11 protein-coding genes are annotated in these 13428 nt (G+C 70.5%); 6 read left to right on the forward strand and 5 right to left on the reverse strand.

The window, feature by feature from the left end:
- A complete protein-coding gene (locus ACFVJX_RS06575; protein ID WP_384130519.1) occupies positions 1-1122 on the reverse strand; it encodes a mechanosensitive ion channel family protein in 1122 nt (373 codons plus the stop codon).
- A gap of 37 nt (positions 1123-1159) precedes the next feature.
- Here ACFVJX_RS06575 and ACFVJX_RS06580 point away from each other — a divergent pair, with 37 nt between their 5' ends.
- Positions 1160-1738 (forward strand): dienelactone hydrolase family protein, encoded by a 579-nt coding sequence (locus ACFVJX_RS06580; RefSeq protein ID WP_384130384.1) that lies wholly within the window; start codon positions 1160-1162, stop codon positions 1736-1738.
- Between the two features lie 125 nt (positions 1739-1863).
- On the opposite strand, the gene ACFVJX_RS06585 is transcribed toward ACFVJX_RS06580, so the two are convergent.
- Genes ACFVJX_RS06585 through ACFVJX_RS06595 form a run of 3 tightly spaced genes read right to left on the reverse strand, consistent with a single transcriptional unit; the run spans position 1864 to position 4846 of the window.
- Positions 1864-2679 (reverse strand): DsbA family protein, encoded by an 816-nt coding sequence (locus tag ACFVJX_RS06585; RefSeq protein ID WP_384130387.1) that lies wholly within the window; start codon positions 2677-2679, stop codon positions 1864-1866.
- A gap of 50 nt (positions 2680-2729) precedes the next feature.
- A complete protein-coding gene (locus tag ACFVJX_RS06590; protein ID WP_384130390.1) occupies positions 2730-3461 on the reverse strand; it encodes a hypothetical protein in 732 nt (243 codons plus the stop codon).
- Positions 3462-3520: 59 nt separating this feature from the next.
- On the reverse strand, positions 3521-4846 hold the full coding sequence (locus tag ACFVJX_RS06595; protein WP_384130393.1) for a DUF2252 domain-containing protein: 1326 nt from the start codon (positions 4844-4846) through the stop codon (positions 3521-3523).
- A gap of 216 nt (positions 4847-5062) precedes the next feature.
- On the opposite strand from ACFVJX_RS06595, the gene dnaE reads away from it, so the two are divergent.
- On the forward strand, positions 5063-8599 hold the full coding sequence (dnaE, locus tag ACFVJX_RS06600; protein WP_384130396.1) for a DNA polymerase III subunit alpha: 3537 nt from the start codon (positions 5063-5065) through the stop codon (positions 8597-8599).
- A 94-nt stretch (positions 8600-8693) separates the two neighbouring features.
- Here dnaE and ACFVJX_RS06605 read toward each other — a convergent pair whose 3' ends face one another.
- A complete protein-coding gene (locus ACFVJX_RS06605; RefSeq protein WP_384130398.1) occupies positions 8694-8873 on the reverse strand; it encodes a hypothetical protein in 180 nt (59 codons plus the stop codon).
- A gap of 261 nt (positions 8874-9134) precedes the next feature.
- On the opposite strand from ACFVJX_RS06605, the gene ACFVJX_RS06610 reads away from it, so the two are divergent.
- The 4 genes from ACFVJX_RS06610 to ACFVJX_RS06625 all read left to right on the forward strand — a co-directional run bounded on the left by ACFVJX_RS06610 (position 9135) and on the right by ACFVJX_RS06625 (position 13370).
- On the forward strand, positions 9135-10454 hold the full coding sequence (locus tag ACFVJX_RS06610; protein ID WP_384130401.1) for an NYN domain-containing protein: 1320 nt from the start codon (positions 9135-9137) through the stop codon (positions 10452-10454).
- A 154-nt stretch (positions 10455-10608) separates the two neighbouring features.
- Positions 10609-11583, forward strand: coding sequence for an ABC transporter ATP-binding protein (locus tag ACFVJX_RS06615; RefSeq protein ID WP_384130522.1), 975 nt, complete (start codon positions 10609-10611; stop codon positions 11581-11583).
- Between the two features lie 160 nt (positions 11584-11743).
- Positions 11744-12547, forward strand: coding sequence for an ABC transporter permease (locus tag ACFVJX_RS06620; protein ID WP_384130524.1), 804 nt, complete (start codon positions 11744-11746; stop codon positions 12545-12547).
- 34 nt (positions 12548-12581) lie between these two features.
- Positions 12582-13370, forward strand: coding sequence for an ABC transporter permease (locus ACFVJX_RS06625; RefSeq protein ID WP_384130403.1), 789 nt, complete (start codon positions 12582-12584; stop codon positions 13368-13370).
- Positions 13371-13428: the final 58 nt, after the last annotated feature.

A 13428-nucleotide genomic window follows, 5' to 3' on the forward strand; every position in this document is an offset into this window, starting at 1 on the left:
TCAGCCGCGGCCCGTGCGCGGCGCCCTGGCCCGGCCCGCCGGCTTCGCGCGCGGGTGGGGCGGGAGGGCCCGGTCGTCGCTGGGCGGCTGCGCAGCGGGCCCCGTCGCGATGCGCGGCAGCGCGTACGGGTGGTGATCGCGCAGCCAGCCGATCAGCTGCTCCCGGACCGCGCAGCGCACCGTCCAGATGTCGTCCGCGTCCTTGGCCGTGACCACCGCGCGCACCACGACCGTGGAGGGCGTCGTGTCCGTGACGGCCAGCGACCAGTCCCGGCCGTCCCACGCGGCACAGTCGCCCAGGATGTCCCGCAGCTGTTCGCGCATCGCGGCCACCGGCGCCGAGTGGTCCAGGTGGAAGAAGACCGAACCGGTCATCTGCGCACCGCCGCGCGACCAGTTCTCGAAGGGCTGGCTGGTGAAGTACGAGACCGGCATCGTGATCCGCCGCTCGTCCCACGTCCGTACCGCGAGGAAGGTCAGCGTGATCTCCTCGATCGTGCCCCACTCCTCGTCCACGACCACGGTGTCGCCGATGCGCACCATGTCGCCGAAGGCGATCTGCAGGCCCGCGAAGAGGTTGCCGAGCGTGGACTGGGCGGCGACACCGGCGACGATGCCGAGGACACCGGCGGAGGCCAGCATCGAGGTGCCCACGGCCTGCATCGTCGGGAACGTCAGCAGCATCGCTGCGGCGGCGACCGTGGTCACGACCGCGATGACCACGCGCTGGATCAGCGTCACCTGCGTCCGTACCCGTCGCACCCGCGCCGGGTCCCGGGTGTTCGCCGCGTAGCGCGCGTACACCGAGTCCACCACCGCGATGGCGATCCGCACCACCAGCCAGGCCGAGGCGCCGATCATCACCAGCGTCAGCAGCTGCCCGATGCCCGCGCGGTGGTCCCTGATCGGATCGAGCCGGGTGTGGGTGTAGCTGGCCCGCAGCAGCGCCGTGCAGAGAATGACCTGGAACGGTATCCGGCAGCGTCGCAGCAGCCCCCACAACGGGGTCTCGTGGTGCCGCCCGTCGGCCCGCCTGAGCAGCAGGTCGGCCAGCCAGCCGACCAGCAGTGTGATCACCACCGAACCGCCGACGACGATCACCGGGCGCAGTACGTTCTCCATCCTGTCGCTCTCCAAGCTCTCGACGGTAACTGGCACCATGGGCCTCATGAACATCATGCTTTTCCACTCGACGTACGGTCTGCGCCCCGCGGTGCACGCGGCCGCCGACCGGCTGCGTGCAGCCGGGCACGAGGTGCGGGTGCCCGATCTCTTCGCGGGGCACACCTTCGAAACCGTCGAGGAAGGACTGGCCTTCCAGCAGGAGACGGGCAAGGAGGAGCTGCTGAAGCGGGCCGTGCTGGCCGCGGCGCCCTACTCCGACTCCGGGCTGGTCTACGCGGGGTTCTCCCTCGGCGCGTCGGTCGCCCAGACACTGGCGCTCGGGGACGCGAAGGCGCGCGGGCTGCTGCTCTTCCACGGCACATCGGACATCGCGGAGAACGCCTCGGTGGACGAGCTGCCCGTACAGCTGCACGTGGCGGACCCGGACCCGTACGAGACGCACGACTGGCTGAGCTCCTGGTACCTCCAGATGCAGCGGACCGGCGCCGACGTCGAGGTCTACCGCTACCCGGGCGCGGGCCACGTGTTCACCGACGCGGAGCTGCCGGACTTCGACCAGGCGTCGGCCGAGCTGGCCTGGAAGGTCGCGATCGGCTTCCTCGCCACGCTGTGACGAGCCCGCCGTGGCGGGTACGTCGTGACGAGCCCGCCGTGAGGAGCGCGTCGTGAGGAGCACGCGAAGGGCCCCGCGCACGGAACGTCGCGCGGGGCCCTTCGCGGGTGGTTACCGGGGGCCGGTCAGCCCTTCAGCGCCGCGGTGATCGCGGTGGTGAAGTCCTCCACCGACATGGGCGCGTTCTTGTTGTCCGAGCCGGTCAGCGTCTTGCCGTCCATCTTGAGCGTCGGGGTGCCCTGCACGCCGCTCTTGTCGAAGGCCTTGGACATCTTCATCGCCCAGCTGTCGAAGGTGCCGTCCTTGACGTTCTTCTGGAACGCGGCGTTGCCCTTCAGGGCCTTCACCGTGTCGGCGACCTTGAGCAGGTACGAGTCGTCCTTGAACTTGTCCTCGGTCTCCGAGGGGTGGTACTTCGCCGAGTAGAGCGCGTACTTGTAGTCGAGGAACGCCTCGGGGCTCACGTCGAGGGCGGCACCCAGCGCGCTCAGCGCGTTCTTCGAGCCCTCGCCGTTGTCGCTGTTGTCGATGAACGTGGCACCGATGTACTTGACCTTGTACTTGCCGGCGTCGATGTCCTTGTGGACCGTCTCGCCGACCGTCTGCTCGAACGTGGCGCAGATCGGGCAGCGGGAGTCCTCGTACAGCTCCAGGGTCTTCTTGGCGGTCGACTTGCCGACGACGACGGTCGTGCCGTCCGTGCCCGAGGTGTTCTTCGGCGCGGTGACGTTCTTCGCGTCGGCGACGTCCTCCCAGTGGCCGGGCTTGTTCAGCTGCATCACGCCGTAGCCGACGACCGCGGCGATCGCGAGGACGCCGACGATCGAGACGCCGACGATGACCTGGCGGCGGGTCTTGTCCTTCTTGGCCTGGCGCTCGCGCTCGGCGCGCAGGCGCTCGCGGGCGGCGGACTTGTTGGCCTGGCTGTTGCGCTTGCTCATGGTTCGGTTCTCCGTGGGGTGTGTGGTCGTACGTGAGGGGGTTCGTCCGCTCAGGCGGTGGCACAGGCCGAGCGCGGCGGTCCCCTCCGTCCCACGGAGTGCACGAGGAGGCGGGCGGGTGCGTGCGCGTGGGGGCCACGGGGTGCGGGCCGGGCCGGGCGGCGCACGCGGTACCGGGCCGTGCCCGCCACCGCGAAGGCGACCAGCAGCGGCCGGAACGCCAGCAGCGCGAAGGCCCCCAGCAGACCGCCGAGCGCCAGCTCGCCCCGGTGCAGCCAGGCCGCGGCGAGCAGCCCGACCGTGACATGGGCGGCCAGCAGCAGCCACGGGACCAGGGGGCCCGGGGAGGCCAGCAGCGCGGCGGCGCCGTGCCCGCCGCCGGCCACCGAGGCCAGCGGGGTGCCCATCTCGCCGACGGCGCCGAACGGGGCAGCCCCCGAGCCGATGTGGCCCCCGCCGCAGAACACGTCGACGCCCACGGAACGCAGCGGGCCGGCGATCGGGCCGCCCGCGGCGCCGTAACAGAGGTGCTGACCGGTGGTGAAGACGGTGTCGGCGGCCAGCTCCAGCGGTACCAGCAGCCCGGCGATCGCCCCGAAGCCGCGCTCCCGGCCGGCCAGCGCGTACGCCACGGCGAAGACCCCGGCGGCCAGTACGGCGACGAGGGGCAGCGGCAGCGGGACCCGGGAGAGCAGCACATGGGACGCAGCGGAGAGCGTCACGACGAGCGCTGTGAAGAGCGCCGCGCGTACGACTCTGAGCTGGGTCCCGGATATGTCCATCGTCGAGGAGTGTCGCATGCGAACCTGTAAGCGACTCCTAAAGCCACCGCCCCTCGCGGTTACAGCCCCGGGATCCGGCCGTTGCGGAACAGGTCGACGAAGATCTGGTGGTCCGCCCGGGCCCGGGCCCCGTAGCTGTGGGCGAAGTCCACCAGCAGCTCCCCGAAGCCCTCCTCGTCCGCCGCGATCGCCGCGTCGATCGCCCGCTCGGTGGAGAACGGCACCAGTGAGTGGCCGCTCTCGTCGTCCGCCGCGGAGTGCATCGTCGCCGTCGCCCGGCCGAGGTCGGCGACGACCGCCGCGATCTCGTCGGGCTCGTCGATGTCGGACCAGTCCAGATCCACCGCGTACGGCGACACCTCGGCGACCAGCTGACCGGAGCCGTCCAGCTCGGTCCAGCCCAGCCACGGGTCGGCGTGCGCCTGCAGGGCGCGCTGCGAGATCACCGTGCGGTGCCCCTCGTGCTGGAAGTAGCTCCGCACGGCCGCGTCCGTGATGTGCCGCGAGACGGCCGGGGTCTGCGCCTGCTTGAGGTAGATCACCACATCGTTCTCCAGGGCGTCGCTGTTGCCCTCGAGCAAGATGTTGTACGAGGGCAGCCCGGCCGATCCGATTCCGATCCCGCGCCGGCCGACGACGTCCTTCACCCGGTAGGAGTCCGGGCGGGTCAGGCTCGAATCCGGCAGCGTCTCCAGATAGCCGTCGAAGGCCGCGAGCACCTTGTAGCGCGTCGCCGCGTCCAGGTCGATCGCCCCGCCGCCGTCCGAGAACCGGCGCTCGAAGTCACGGATCTCCGTCATCGAGTCGAGCAGCGAGAACCGGGTCAGCGACCGGGCGGCGCGCAGGGCGCCCAGCAGCGGCCCATCGGCGGTGTCGAGGGTGAACGGCGGGACCTCGTCGTTCTTCGCGCCCGTCGCCAGCGCGTGGATCCGCTCGCGGTAGGCCGCCGCGTAGATCCGGACGAGCTCGGTGATCTGGTCGTCGCCCAGCGCCTTCGCGTAACCGATCAGGGCGACCGAGGCGGCGAAGCGCTTGAGGTCCCAGGTGAACGGGCCGACGTACGCCTCGTCGAAGTCGTTCACGTTGAAGACCAGCCGGCCTTCGGCGTCCATGTACGTGCCGAAATTCTCCGCGTGGAGATCGCCGTGGATCCACACCCTGCCGGTGCGCTCGTCGAGATACGGGCCGCCGTGCCGCTCCAGCTCCAGGTCGCTGTAGAACAGGCACGCCGTGCCCCGGTAGAAGGCGAAGGCCGAGCCCGCCATCTTGCGGAACTTGACCCGGAAGGCAGCCGGATCGGCGGTCAGCAGCTCCCCGAAAGCGGTGTCGAAGACCTCAAGGATCTGCTCCCCGCGCTGCGCTGCGCCGGTCTGCGTTTCCGACATCTCTGGGTGCCTCCTGGTACCTGGCCTGCGTGACTACGTACATGACAAATGGGACGGGTGTCCCCAGCTCTTCCAACGCGCGACCGTATCCGGGAGTGCCCGCCGATCGTCACCTCGGAGACGTAGACTTCCACGCTGTCCCCCCTCGGGCCCCCGCGGCCCTGATCGGCCGGACACCCCCAGCCGTCATCCTCGTTTTCCCGGAGGCACAGCGCCGTGACCAAGCCGCCTTTCACGCACCTTCACGTCCACACCCAGTACTCGCTGCTGGACGGTGCCGCGCGGCTCAAGGACATGTTCGAGGCGGCGAACACGATGGGCATGTCGCACATCGCGATGACCGACCACGGCAACCTGCACGGCGCCTACGACTTCTTCCACTCGGCCGAGAAGGCGGGTGTGACGCCGATCATCGGGATCGAGGCCTACGTCGCTCCCGAGTCCCGCAAGCACAAGCGCAAGATCCAGTGGGGCCAGCCGCACCAGAAGCGCGACGACGTCTCAGGTTCCGGTGGTTACACCCACAAGACGATCTGGGCGGCCAACAGCACGGGACTGCACAACCTCTTCAAGCTCTCGTCCGACGCCTACGCCGAGGGCTGGCTGCAGAAGTGGCCGCGGATGGACAAGGAGACGATCTCCCAGTGGTCCGAGGGCCTGATCGCCTCCACCGGCTGCCCCTCCGGCGAGGTCCAGACCAGGCTGCGGCTCGGACAGTTCGACGAGGCCGTGCAGGCGGCCTCCGACTACAAGGACATCTTCGGCGAGGGCAAGTACTTCCTGGAGCTGATGGACCACGGCATCGAGATCGAGCGCCGGGTCCGTGACGGCCTCCTCGAAATCGGCAAGAAGCTGGACATCCCGCCGCTGGTGACGAACGACTCGCACTACACGTACGCGAACGAGGCGACGGCCCACGACGCGCTCCTGTGCATCCAGACCGGCAAGAACCTCTCCGACCCGGACCGCTTCCGCTTCGACGGCACCGGCTACTACCTGAAGACGACGGACGAGATGTACGCCGTCGACTCCTCGGACGCCTGGCAGCAGGGCTGCGCCAACACCCTGCTGGTCGCGCAGCAGATCGACACCACCGGGATGTTCGAGAAGCGCGACCTGATGCCGAAGTTCGAGATCCCGGAGGGCTTCACCGAGGTCACCTGGTTCCAGGAGGAGGTCCGGGTCGGCATGGGCCGCCGCTACCCCGGAGGCGTTCCCGAGGACCGGCAGAAGCAGGCCGAGTACGAGATGGACATCATCATCCAGATGGGGTTCCCGGGGTACTTCCTCGTCGTCGCCGACTTCATCATGTGGGCCAAGAACAACGGCATCGCCGTCGGCCCCGGCCGTGGCTCCGCCGCCGGTTCGATCGTCGCGTACGCCATGGGCATCACCGACCTCGACCCGATCACCCACGGGCTGATCTTCGAGCGCTTCCTCAACCCGGAGCGCGTCTCCATGCCCGATGTCGACATCGACTTCGACGAGCGCAGGCGCGTCGAGGTGATCAGGTACGTCACCGAGAAGTACGGCGCCGACAAGGTCGCCATGATCGGCACCTACGGCAAGATCAAGGCCAAGAACGCCATCAAGGACTCCGCGCGCGTCCTCGGCTACCCGTACGCGATGGGTGACCGGCTCACCAAGGCCATGCCCGCCGACGTCCTCGGCAAGGGCATCGACCTCAGCGGCATCACCGACCCCAAGCACCCGCGCTACAGCGAGGCGGGCGAGATCCGGGGGATGTACGAGAACGAGCCGGACGTCCAGAAGGTCATCGACACCGCGAAGGGCGTCGAGGGCCTCGTCCGGCAGATGGGCGTGCACGCCGCAGGCGTGATCATGTCCAGCGAGCCCATCGTCGACCACGCCCCGGTCTGGGTGCGGCACACCGACGGCGTCACCATCACACAGTGGGACTACCCGCAGTGCGAGTCGCTCGGCCTGCTGAAGATGGACTTCCTGGGCCTGCGCAACCTGACGATCATGGACGACGCCATCAAGATGGTGAAGGCCAACAAGGGCATCGACCTGGAGATGCTCGCCCTGCCGCTGGACGACCCCAAGACCTACGAGCTGCTCTGCCGCGGCGACACGCTCGGCGTGTTCCAGTTCGACGGCGGGCCCATGCGTTCGCTGCTGCGCCAGATGCAGCCCGACAACTTCGAGGACATTTCCGCCGTCTCGGCCCTGTACCGGCCGGGCCCGATGGGAATGAACTCGCACACGAACTACGCCGAGCGCAAGAACGCCCGCCAGGAGATCACCCCGATCCACCCGGAGCTGGAGGAGCCCCTCAAGGAGGTCCTCGGGCTCACCTACGGCCTGATCGTCTACCAGGAGCAGGTCCAGAAGGCCGCCCAGATCGTCGCCGGGTACTCGCTCGGCGAGGCCGACATCCTGCGCCGAGTGATGGGCAAGAAGAAGGCCGACGAGCTGGCGAAGAACTTCGTCCTCTTCGAGGCGGGCGCCAAGAAGAACGGCTTCTCCGACGCGGCGATCAAGGCGCTGTGGGACGTCCTGGTCCCCTTCGCCGGCTACGCCTTCAACAAGGCGCACTCCTCCGCGTACGGCCTCGTCACCTACTGGACCGCCTATCTCAAGGCGAACTACCCCGCCGAGTACATGGCCGCGCTGCTCACCTCGGTCAAGGACGACAAGGACAAGTCGGCGGTCTACCTCAACGAGTGCCGCCGCATGGGCATCAAGGTGCTCCCGCCGAACGTCAACGAGTCCGAGTCGAACTTCGCCGCGCAGGGCGACGACGTCATCCTCTTCGGACTGACGGCCGTCCGTAACGTCGGCCAGAACGTCGTCGACTCGATCATCCGGTGCCGCAAGGCGAAGGGGAAGTACAGCAGCTTCCCCGACTTCCTCGACAAGGTCGAGGCGGTCGTCTGCAACAAGCGGACCGTGGAGTCGCTCATCAAGGCCGGTGCCTTCGACGAGATGGGCCACACCCGCAAGGGGCTCGTCGCACACCACGAACCGATGATCGACAACGTGGTGCAGGTCAAGCGCAAGGAGGCCGAGGGACAGTTCGACCTCTTCGGCGGCGGTGAGGAGGACAGCGACGAGCCGGGCTTCGGGCTCGACGTGGAGTTCTCCGACATCGAGTGGGAGAAGTCCTACCTGCTGGCCCAGGAGCGCGAAATGCTCGGGCTGTACGTCTCCGACCACCCGCTCTTCGGTATCGAGCACGTGCTGAGCGACAAGTCCGACGCCGCGATCTCACAGCTCACCGGCGGCGAGCACAGCGACGGCGCGATCGTCACCATCGGCGGCATCATCTCCGGCCTCCAGCGCAAGATGACCAAGCAGGGCAACGCCTGGGCCATCGCCACCGTCGAGGACCTGGCCGGCTCCATCGAGTGCATGTTCTTCCCCGCCACCTACCAGCTGGTCTCCACCCAGCTCGTCGAGGACACCGTCGTCTTCGTCAAGGGACGCCTCGACAAGCGTGAGGACGTGCCCCGGCTCGTCGCCATGGAGATGCAGGTCCCCGACATCTCCAACGCGGGCACCAACGCCCCCGTGGTGCTGACCATCCCCACGGTCAAGATCACCCCGCCCATGGTCAGCCGGCTCGGCGAGGTGCTCAACAGCCACCGCGGCGACACCGAGGTGCGGATCAGGCTCCAGGGCCCCCGCAAGACCACGGTGCTCCGGCTCGACCGGCACCGGGTGAAGGCCGACCCGGCGCTCTTCGGGGACCTGAAGGTGCTGCTCGGCCCGGCCTGCCTGGCCGGCTGAGCCGGGGCCGGTCCGCACGCACGAGAGGGGCGCCCCGCGAAAGCGGGTGCGCCCCTCTCGGTCATCGGCCTGCGGCCGTACCGGAGGTGTCCGGTCAGTTGTGGCCGAAGCGCCGCTGGTGCTTACGCGCAACATCCGACGGGCTGCCCTGGGACTGTGCCTGGGGCTGGTTCTGCGACTCGAAGGCCGTCGACCGTGCCTCCTGGGCACCGCGCTCCGACTCGGTGGCGCGTTCCTGCTGGCTGCCCTGCTTGCGGTTCTTGTTCTTGGCCATGGTCTTCCTCCTATGGGGACTCTCGGGGCCAGGACCGCTGTCAGATTCACATAATCGGATAAACATCGCATGTTGGATCATTACAGCGCGTAGCGAGGGGGTATGATGCGCCGTTTTGCCGATCCGCCACGCCGATGATCGAGTTCCGGCCGTTAACCCCCGCGTGGTCGGGCAGACTCGAAGGAAACTCTGAGTGAGCGGGCCCCCTCCTTCTTCCGAGGACCGGACCCGCTGAACCCGTTCCCGAATTCCTGGAAGAGGGTGGAACGCGTGGACCGTTGCGTCGTCCTGGTGGACGCCGGCTACTTGCTGGGCGCAGCCGCGAGTCTGCTGGCCGGAGAGCCCGCCCGTTCCCGCATCACCGTCGACCATGCCGCCCTGATCCAGGGGCTCAGAGAACGGGCGGAGGCCGATACGGAACAGCCGCTGCTGCGGATCTACTGGTTCGACGGCGCCCCCGACCGCGTACCCCAGCCCGAACACCGCAGACTGCGCGTCATGCCGCGGGTGACGGTGCGGCTGGGGGCCCTCACCCGCAGTGACGGGCGGTGGGCGCAGAAGGGCGTGGACGCGGCGATGCACGCCGAGCTCACCGAGCTCGCGAGGAACCGCGCCTGCTCGGACGTGGTCCTGGTGACCGGCGACGGCGATCTGCTGCCCGGCCTCATGTCGGCCAAGGAACACGGCGTCGCCGTCCACCTCTGGGCGGTCCAGGCCGCCGACGGCGACTACAACCAGTCCGAGGACCTCGTGGCCGAGGCCGACGAGCGCCGGGTGCTGGACCGGGCCTGGATCACCCGAGCGGTCCGGGCCAAGGAGACCGGCGGCCCGTGCGCCCCGCCCCCCGCCGCGCGGAACTCCGAGATCGCCGCGATCCTCTCCGCGCCGCTGCCGGAGGCGGCCCTCGCGGCCTCCGCCGAGCGGGCGTCGGAGGCCCAGGCCGAGGCCGCTCGTGACGGGGCCGCCGCCCCGTCCGACGAGAGCACCGCCCACGCCCCGCACAGCCACCCGGGCCGGGGAGTGCCGACCCCGAAGGACCTCGCTGGCACCCTGCGCGGACCGGGCACCCAGCCCGCCCAGCACCCCACCCAGCCGTCGCCCGCCAACGCCACCCTGCGCTGGTCATCGGACCGGGGCTGGGTGGAGCGCGGCGGACCGCTCGGCGAGCCGCCCGAGACCGCCTCGTTGCCCACCCTCGCCCAGCTCACCAGCGCCGAGCAGCGCTGGGCGGACCGCGAGGAGGACATCACCACGGTCGGCGGCGACCCGTTCGAGGTGGGACAGGTCTTCGCCCGGCGCTGGATGGAACGGCTCCCGGAGACTGTTCACCTCCAGAAGCTGTCCACCATGTACCCCCGTATCCCGCACCGCATCGACGGTGAGCTGCTGCGCTACGCCGCCCGGTTCGGGCTGCTCGCCCACAAGGACGACCAGATCGACGAGCACGACCGCTACGCGATCCGGGCCGGATTCTGGCGCGAGATCGATGTGCGGGCGGCCGCCGAGCACGCCCCGCCGCTGCCCGAGAAGCACGCCCCGCCGGTGGGGCACACGGAGAAACCGGGGCCGGCCGCGAGCTGAGGCCACATCGGGACCGGGGGCGGTCAACCCGGGCGGCGTTCGCCGCGTTGATGTCCGATCGGTGCGGCCCCGGGCGTAATGAGGACGCCCGGACCCCGTACTCTCGTACCTCGTGAGTACGGGCACAGCACAGGCGCAGACGGCGAACGGCACTGTGTGCGCGGTGCGTGACCTGGTCAAGACCTACCCGGCCGCCCGGGGCCGGCGCGGCACACCCGCCACCCCCGAGGTGCGAGCCACCGACGGCATCAGCCTGGACGTCCGGCGCGGCGAGATCTTCGGGCTGCTCGGCCCCAACGGCGCGGGTAAATCCACCCTCGTACGGCAGCTCACCGGGCTGATGCGGCCCGACTCCGGCAGTGTCGACATGCTCGGCCACGACCTCGTGCGCCATCCCGAGCGAGCCTCCCGGCTGATCGGCTACCTCGGCCAGGAGTCGACCGCGCTCGACGAACTGACGGTGGCTCTGGCCGCCGAGACCACCGGACGGCTGCGCGGACTGCCGGTCCGGCAGGCCCGCGCCGAACGAGACGCGGTACTCGACGAACTCGGCCTCGGCGAGCTCGCCGGCCGTCCCCTGAAGAAGCTCTCCGGCGGACAGCGGCGTCTCGCGTGCGTCGCGGCCGCGCTGGTCGGGGAACGCCCGGTGCTCATCCTCGACGAGCCGACGACCGGCATGGACCCCGTCGCCCGGCGTGCCGTCTGGGCCGCCGTCGACCGGCGGCGTGCCGAGCGCGGCGCGACGGTGCTGCTGGTCACCCACAACGTGATCGAGGCCGAGACCGTCCTCGACCGGGTCGCCGTCATCGACCGAGGCAAGGTCATCGCGTGCGACACCCCGGTCGGACTCAAGGACCGGGTCGCGGGCGAGGTCAGGGTGGAGCTGGTGTGGCGCGAGCGGGCACCGCTGGACGTGCCCGAGGTCGCGGCGCTGCGGGCCTGTGCCCAGGAGTCCGGACGCCGCTGGGTGCTGCGGCTCGGGCCGGACGAGGCGCGTGCGGCTGTCGCCGCGGTGACCGGTGGCGCGGCCTTCGCCGCGCTCGACGACTTCAGCCTGGCGACCCCCAGCCTCGAGGATGTCTATCTGGCGCTCGGCGGGGGCGCGACCAAGGGGCTGGTGAAGTCATGAGCGCGGTGCGCGCGACGAGTGGCACGGCCGAAGCGGACCGGTGCGGGCGTGCGGCCGGGCAGGGACCGAAGAGGAGCAGCGCCAGGTGACGAGCATCGTTCCCGCGGAGGCGGTGTCCGGGCAGTCGAGGCAGCCCGGCCAGCCCAGGAAGTCAGCGCACGTGGAGCCTTCCGGCAGCGTCGGACGCGGTGACTGCGCCGACGGCCGGCCCGCGCCGCTCGCACCGCGGGCCCGGCTCTTCCCCTCGCTCGCGGCGGTCTACCGGGCCCAGCTCTCCCGGGCCCGGGTCGCCCGGATCCCGTTGCTCTTCGTGGCGACCTTCCAGTCCGTCGGGATCATGATCCTGATGCGCGGGGTCGTCGACGGCGGCTCCGAGGCGCGGGCCGTCGTCGCCGGGTCGGCCGTCCTGGTCGTCGCCTTCGTCGCGCTGAACCTGCTGGCCCAGTACTTCGGGCAGCTGCGGGCCGGCGGGGGGCTCGACCACTACGCCACCCTGCCGGTGCCGCCGGCCGCCGTGGTGCTCGGAGCGGCCGGGGCGTACGCCTCCTTCACCGTGCCCGGCACGATCGTCACGGCCGTGGCCGGCAGCGTGCTCTTCGGGCTGCCGCTGACCCACCTGTGGGTACTCGTCGCCGTCATCCCGCTCTCCGGGGCGGCGCTCTCCGGGCTCGGCGCCGCGCTCGGGCTGCTCGCGCCCAGGCAGGAGCTGGCCACGCTGCTGGGTCAGCTGGGCATGTCCGCGGCGCTGCTGCTGGGCGTGCTCCCGGCGGACCGGCTGCCCGGACCGATCGGCTGGGCGCGCGACCTGCTGCCCTCCACGTACGGCGTCGAGGCGCTCTCCCGTTCCTTCGACGCCCACCCGGACTGGGCGGTCGTCGCCCTCGACCTCGCCGTCTGCGCTGTCGTGGGCGTGCTCTCGCTGGCCGTGGCGACCTGGGCTTACCGCAGGGCAGCGGTCCGGTGAGGCGCGGCACAGGGACGCCTGGCACGATGGCACGGTGACAGCACCTCTGACGCCGCCGCACCAGCCCTCGCCCAACGACCCGTGGCAGACGCCGCAGAAGGGGGGCGGGCCCAGCGGCTCCCATACCGGGACCTTGCTGGAGTCGCCCGAGGCGAAGGATTCCCGTACGGAACTGCGCCGGGCCGCGATCGTCTGCGCGGCCGTGACGGTCGCCGGGCTCGCGCTCGGCCTGCTGTGGCTCTGGCTGGCCCCCCGGGTGCCGCTGGTCTCCGACAACACGGCCGTCTTCCTCAGTGACAGCGAGGGCGAAGAGGCGATCGGGGCCGACGGAACGTTTGCTCTGCTCGCGCTGGCGTTCGGAGCGGTCTCCGCGGTGCTGGCCTTCGTCTTCCACCGGCGGGGCGGGGTCCCGCTCGTCCTGGGCCTCGCCGTGGGCGGGGTACTCGGCTCGCTCCTCGCATGGCAGCTGGGGACACGGCTCGGACCGACCGACGACGTGGTCGCCCATGCGCGCGCGGTCGGCAAGGGCGTGATCTTCGACGCGCCGCTGGAGCTCCGGGCGAAGGGGGCGTTGCTGGCCTGGTCGTTGGCCGCGATGGTCGTGCATCTGGGGCTGACGGCGGTGTTCGGGCCGCGGGATCCGGAGCCGGAGTGGGGGGTTTACCACGGGGCGGGGGATGCGCCTGTGTACGGACCTGCGCCTGCGCCGTCTGAGCGGTCCTCGTCGCCCGAGTCGTCCTCGTCGTCCGAGCCGCCTTCGTCGTCCGAGCCGTCCTCGTCGCCTTCGTCGTCCGAGCCGCCCGCTCCGCCGTCGGGGTCGTAGCGGGGGCGGGGCGGCCGCGCGGGGCCGTCCCCTCCCCGCCCCTTCCCGAAACCGGGGC

The sequence above is a fragment of the Streptomyces sp. NPDC127177 genome (genome assembly GCF_042672475.1).
In the GTDB taxonomy this organism is placed as follows: Bacteria; Actinomycetota; Actinomycetes; order Streptomycetales; family Streptomycetaceae; genus Streptomyces.

What these genes read in the sequence shown, in the direction of transcription:
- ACFVJX_RS06575 (WP_384130519.1), bottom strand. Translation starts at nt 1,122, where the DNA reads ATGGAGAACGTACTGCGCCCGGTGATCGTCGTCGGCGGTTCGGTGGTG.
- ACFVJX_RS06595 (WP_384130393.1), bottom strand. Translation starts at nt 4,846, where the DNA reads ATGTCGGAAACGCAGACCGGCGCAGCGCAGCGCGGGGAGCAGATCCTT.
- ACFVJX_RS06590 (WP_384130390.1), bottom strand. Translation starts at nt 3,461, where the DNA reads ATGGACATATCCGGGACCCAGCTCAGAGTCGTACGCGCGGCGCTCTTC.
- ACFVJX_RS06605 (WP_384130398.1), bottom strand. Translation starts at nt 8,873, where the DNA reads ATGGCCAAGAACAAGAACCGCAAGCAGGGCAGCCAGCAGGAACGCGCC.
- ACFVJX_RS06585 (WP_384130387.1), bottom strand. Translation starts at nt 2,679, where the DNA reads ATGAGCAAGCGCAACAGCCAGGCCAACAAGTCCGCCGCCCGCGAGCGC.
- ACFVJX_RS06580 (WP_384130384.1), top strand. Translation starts at nt 1,160, where the DNA reads ATGGGCCTCATGAACATCATGCTTTTCCACTCGACGTACGGTCTGCGC.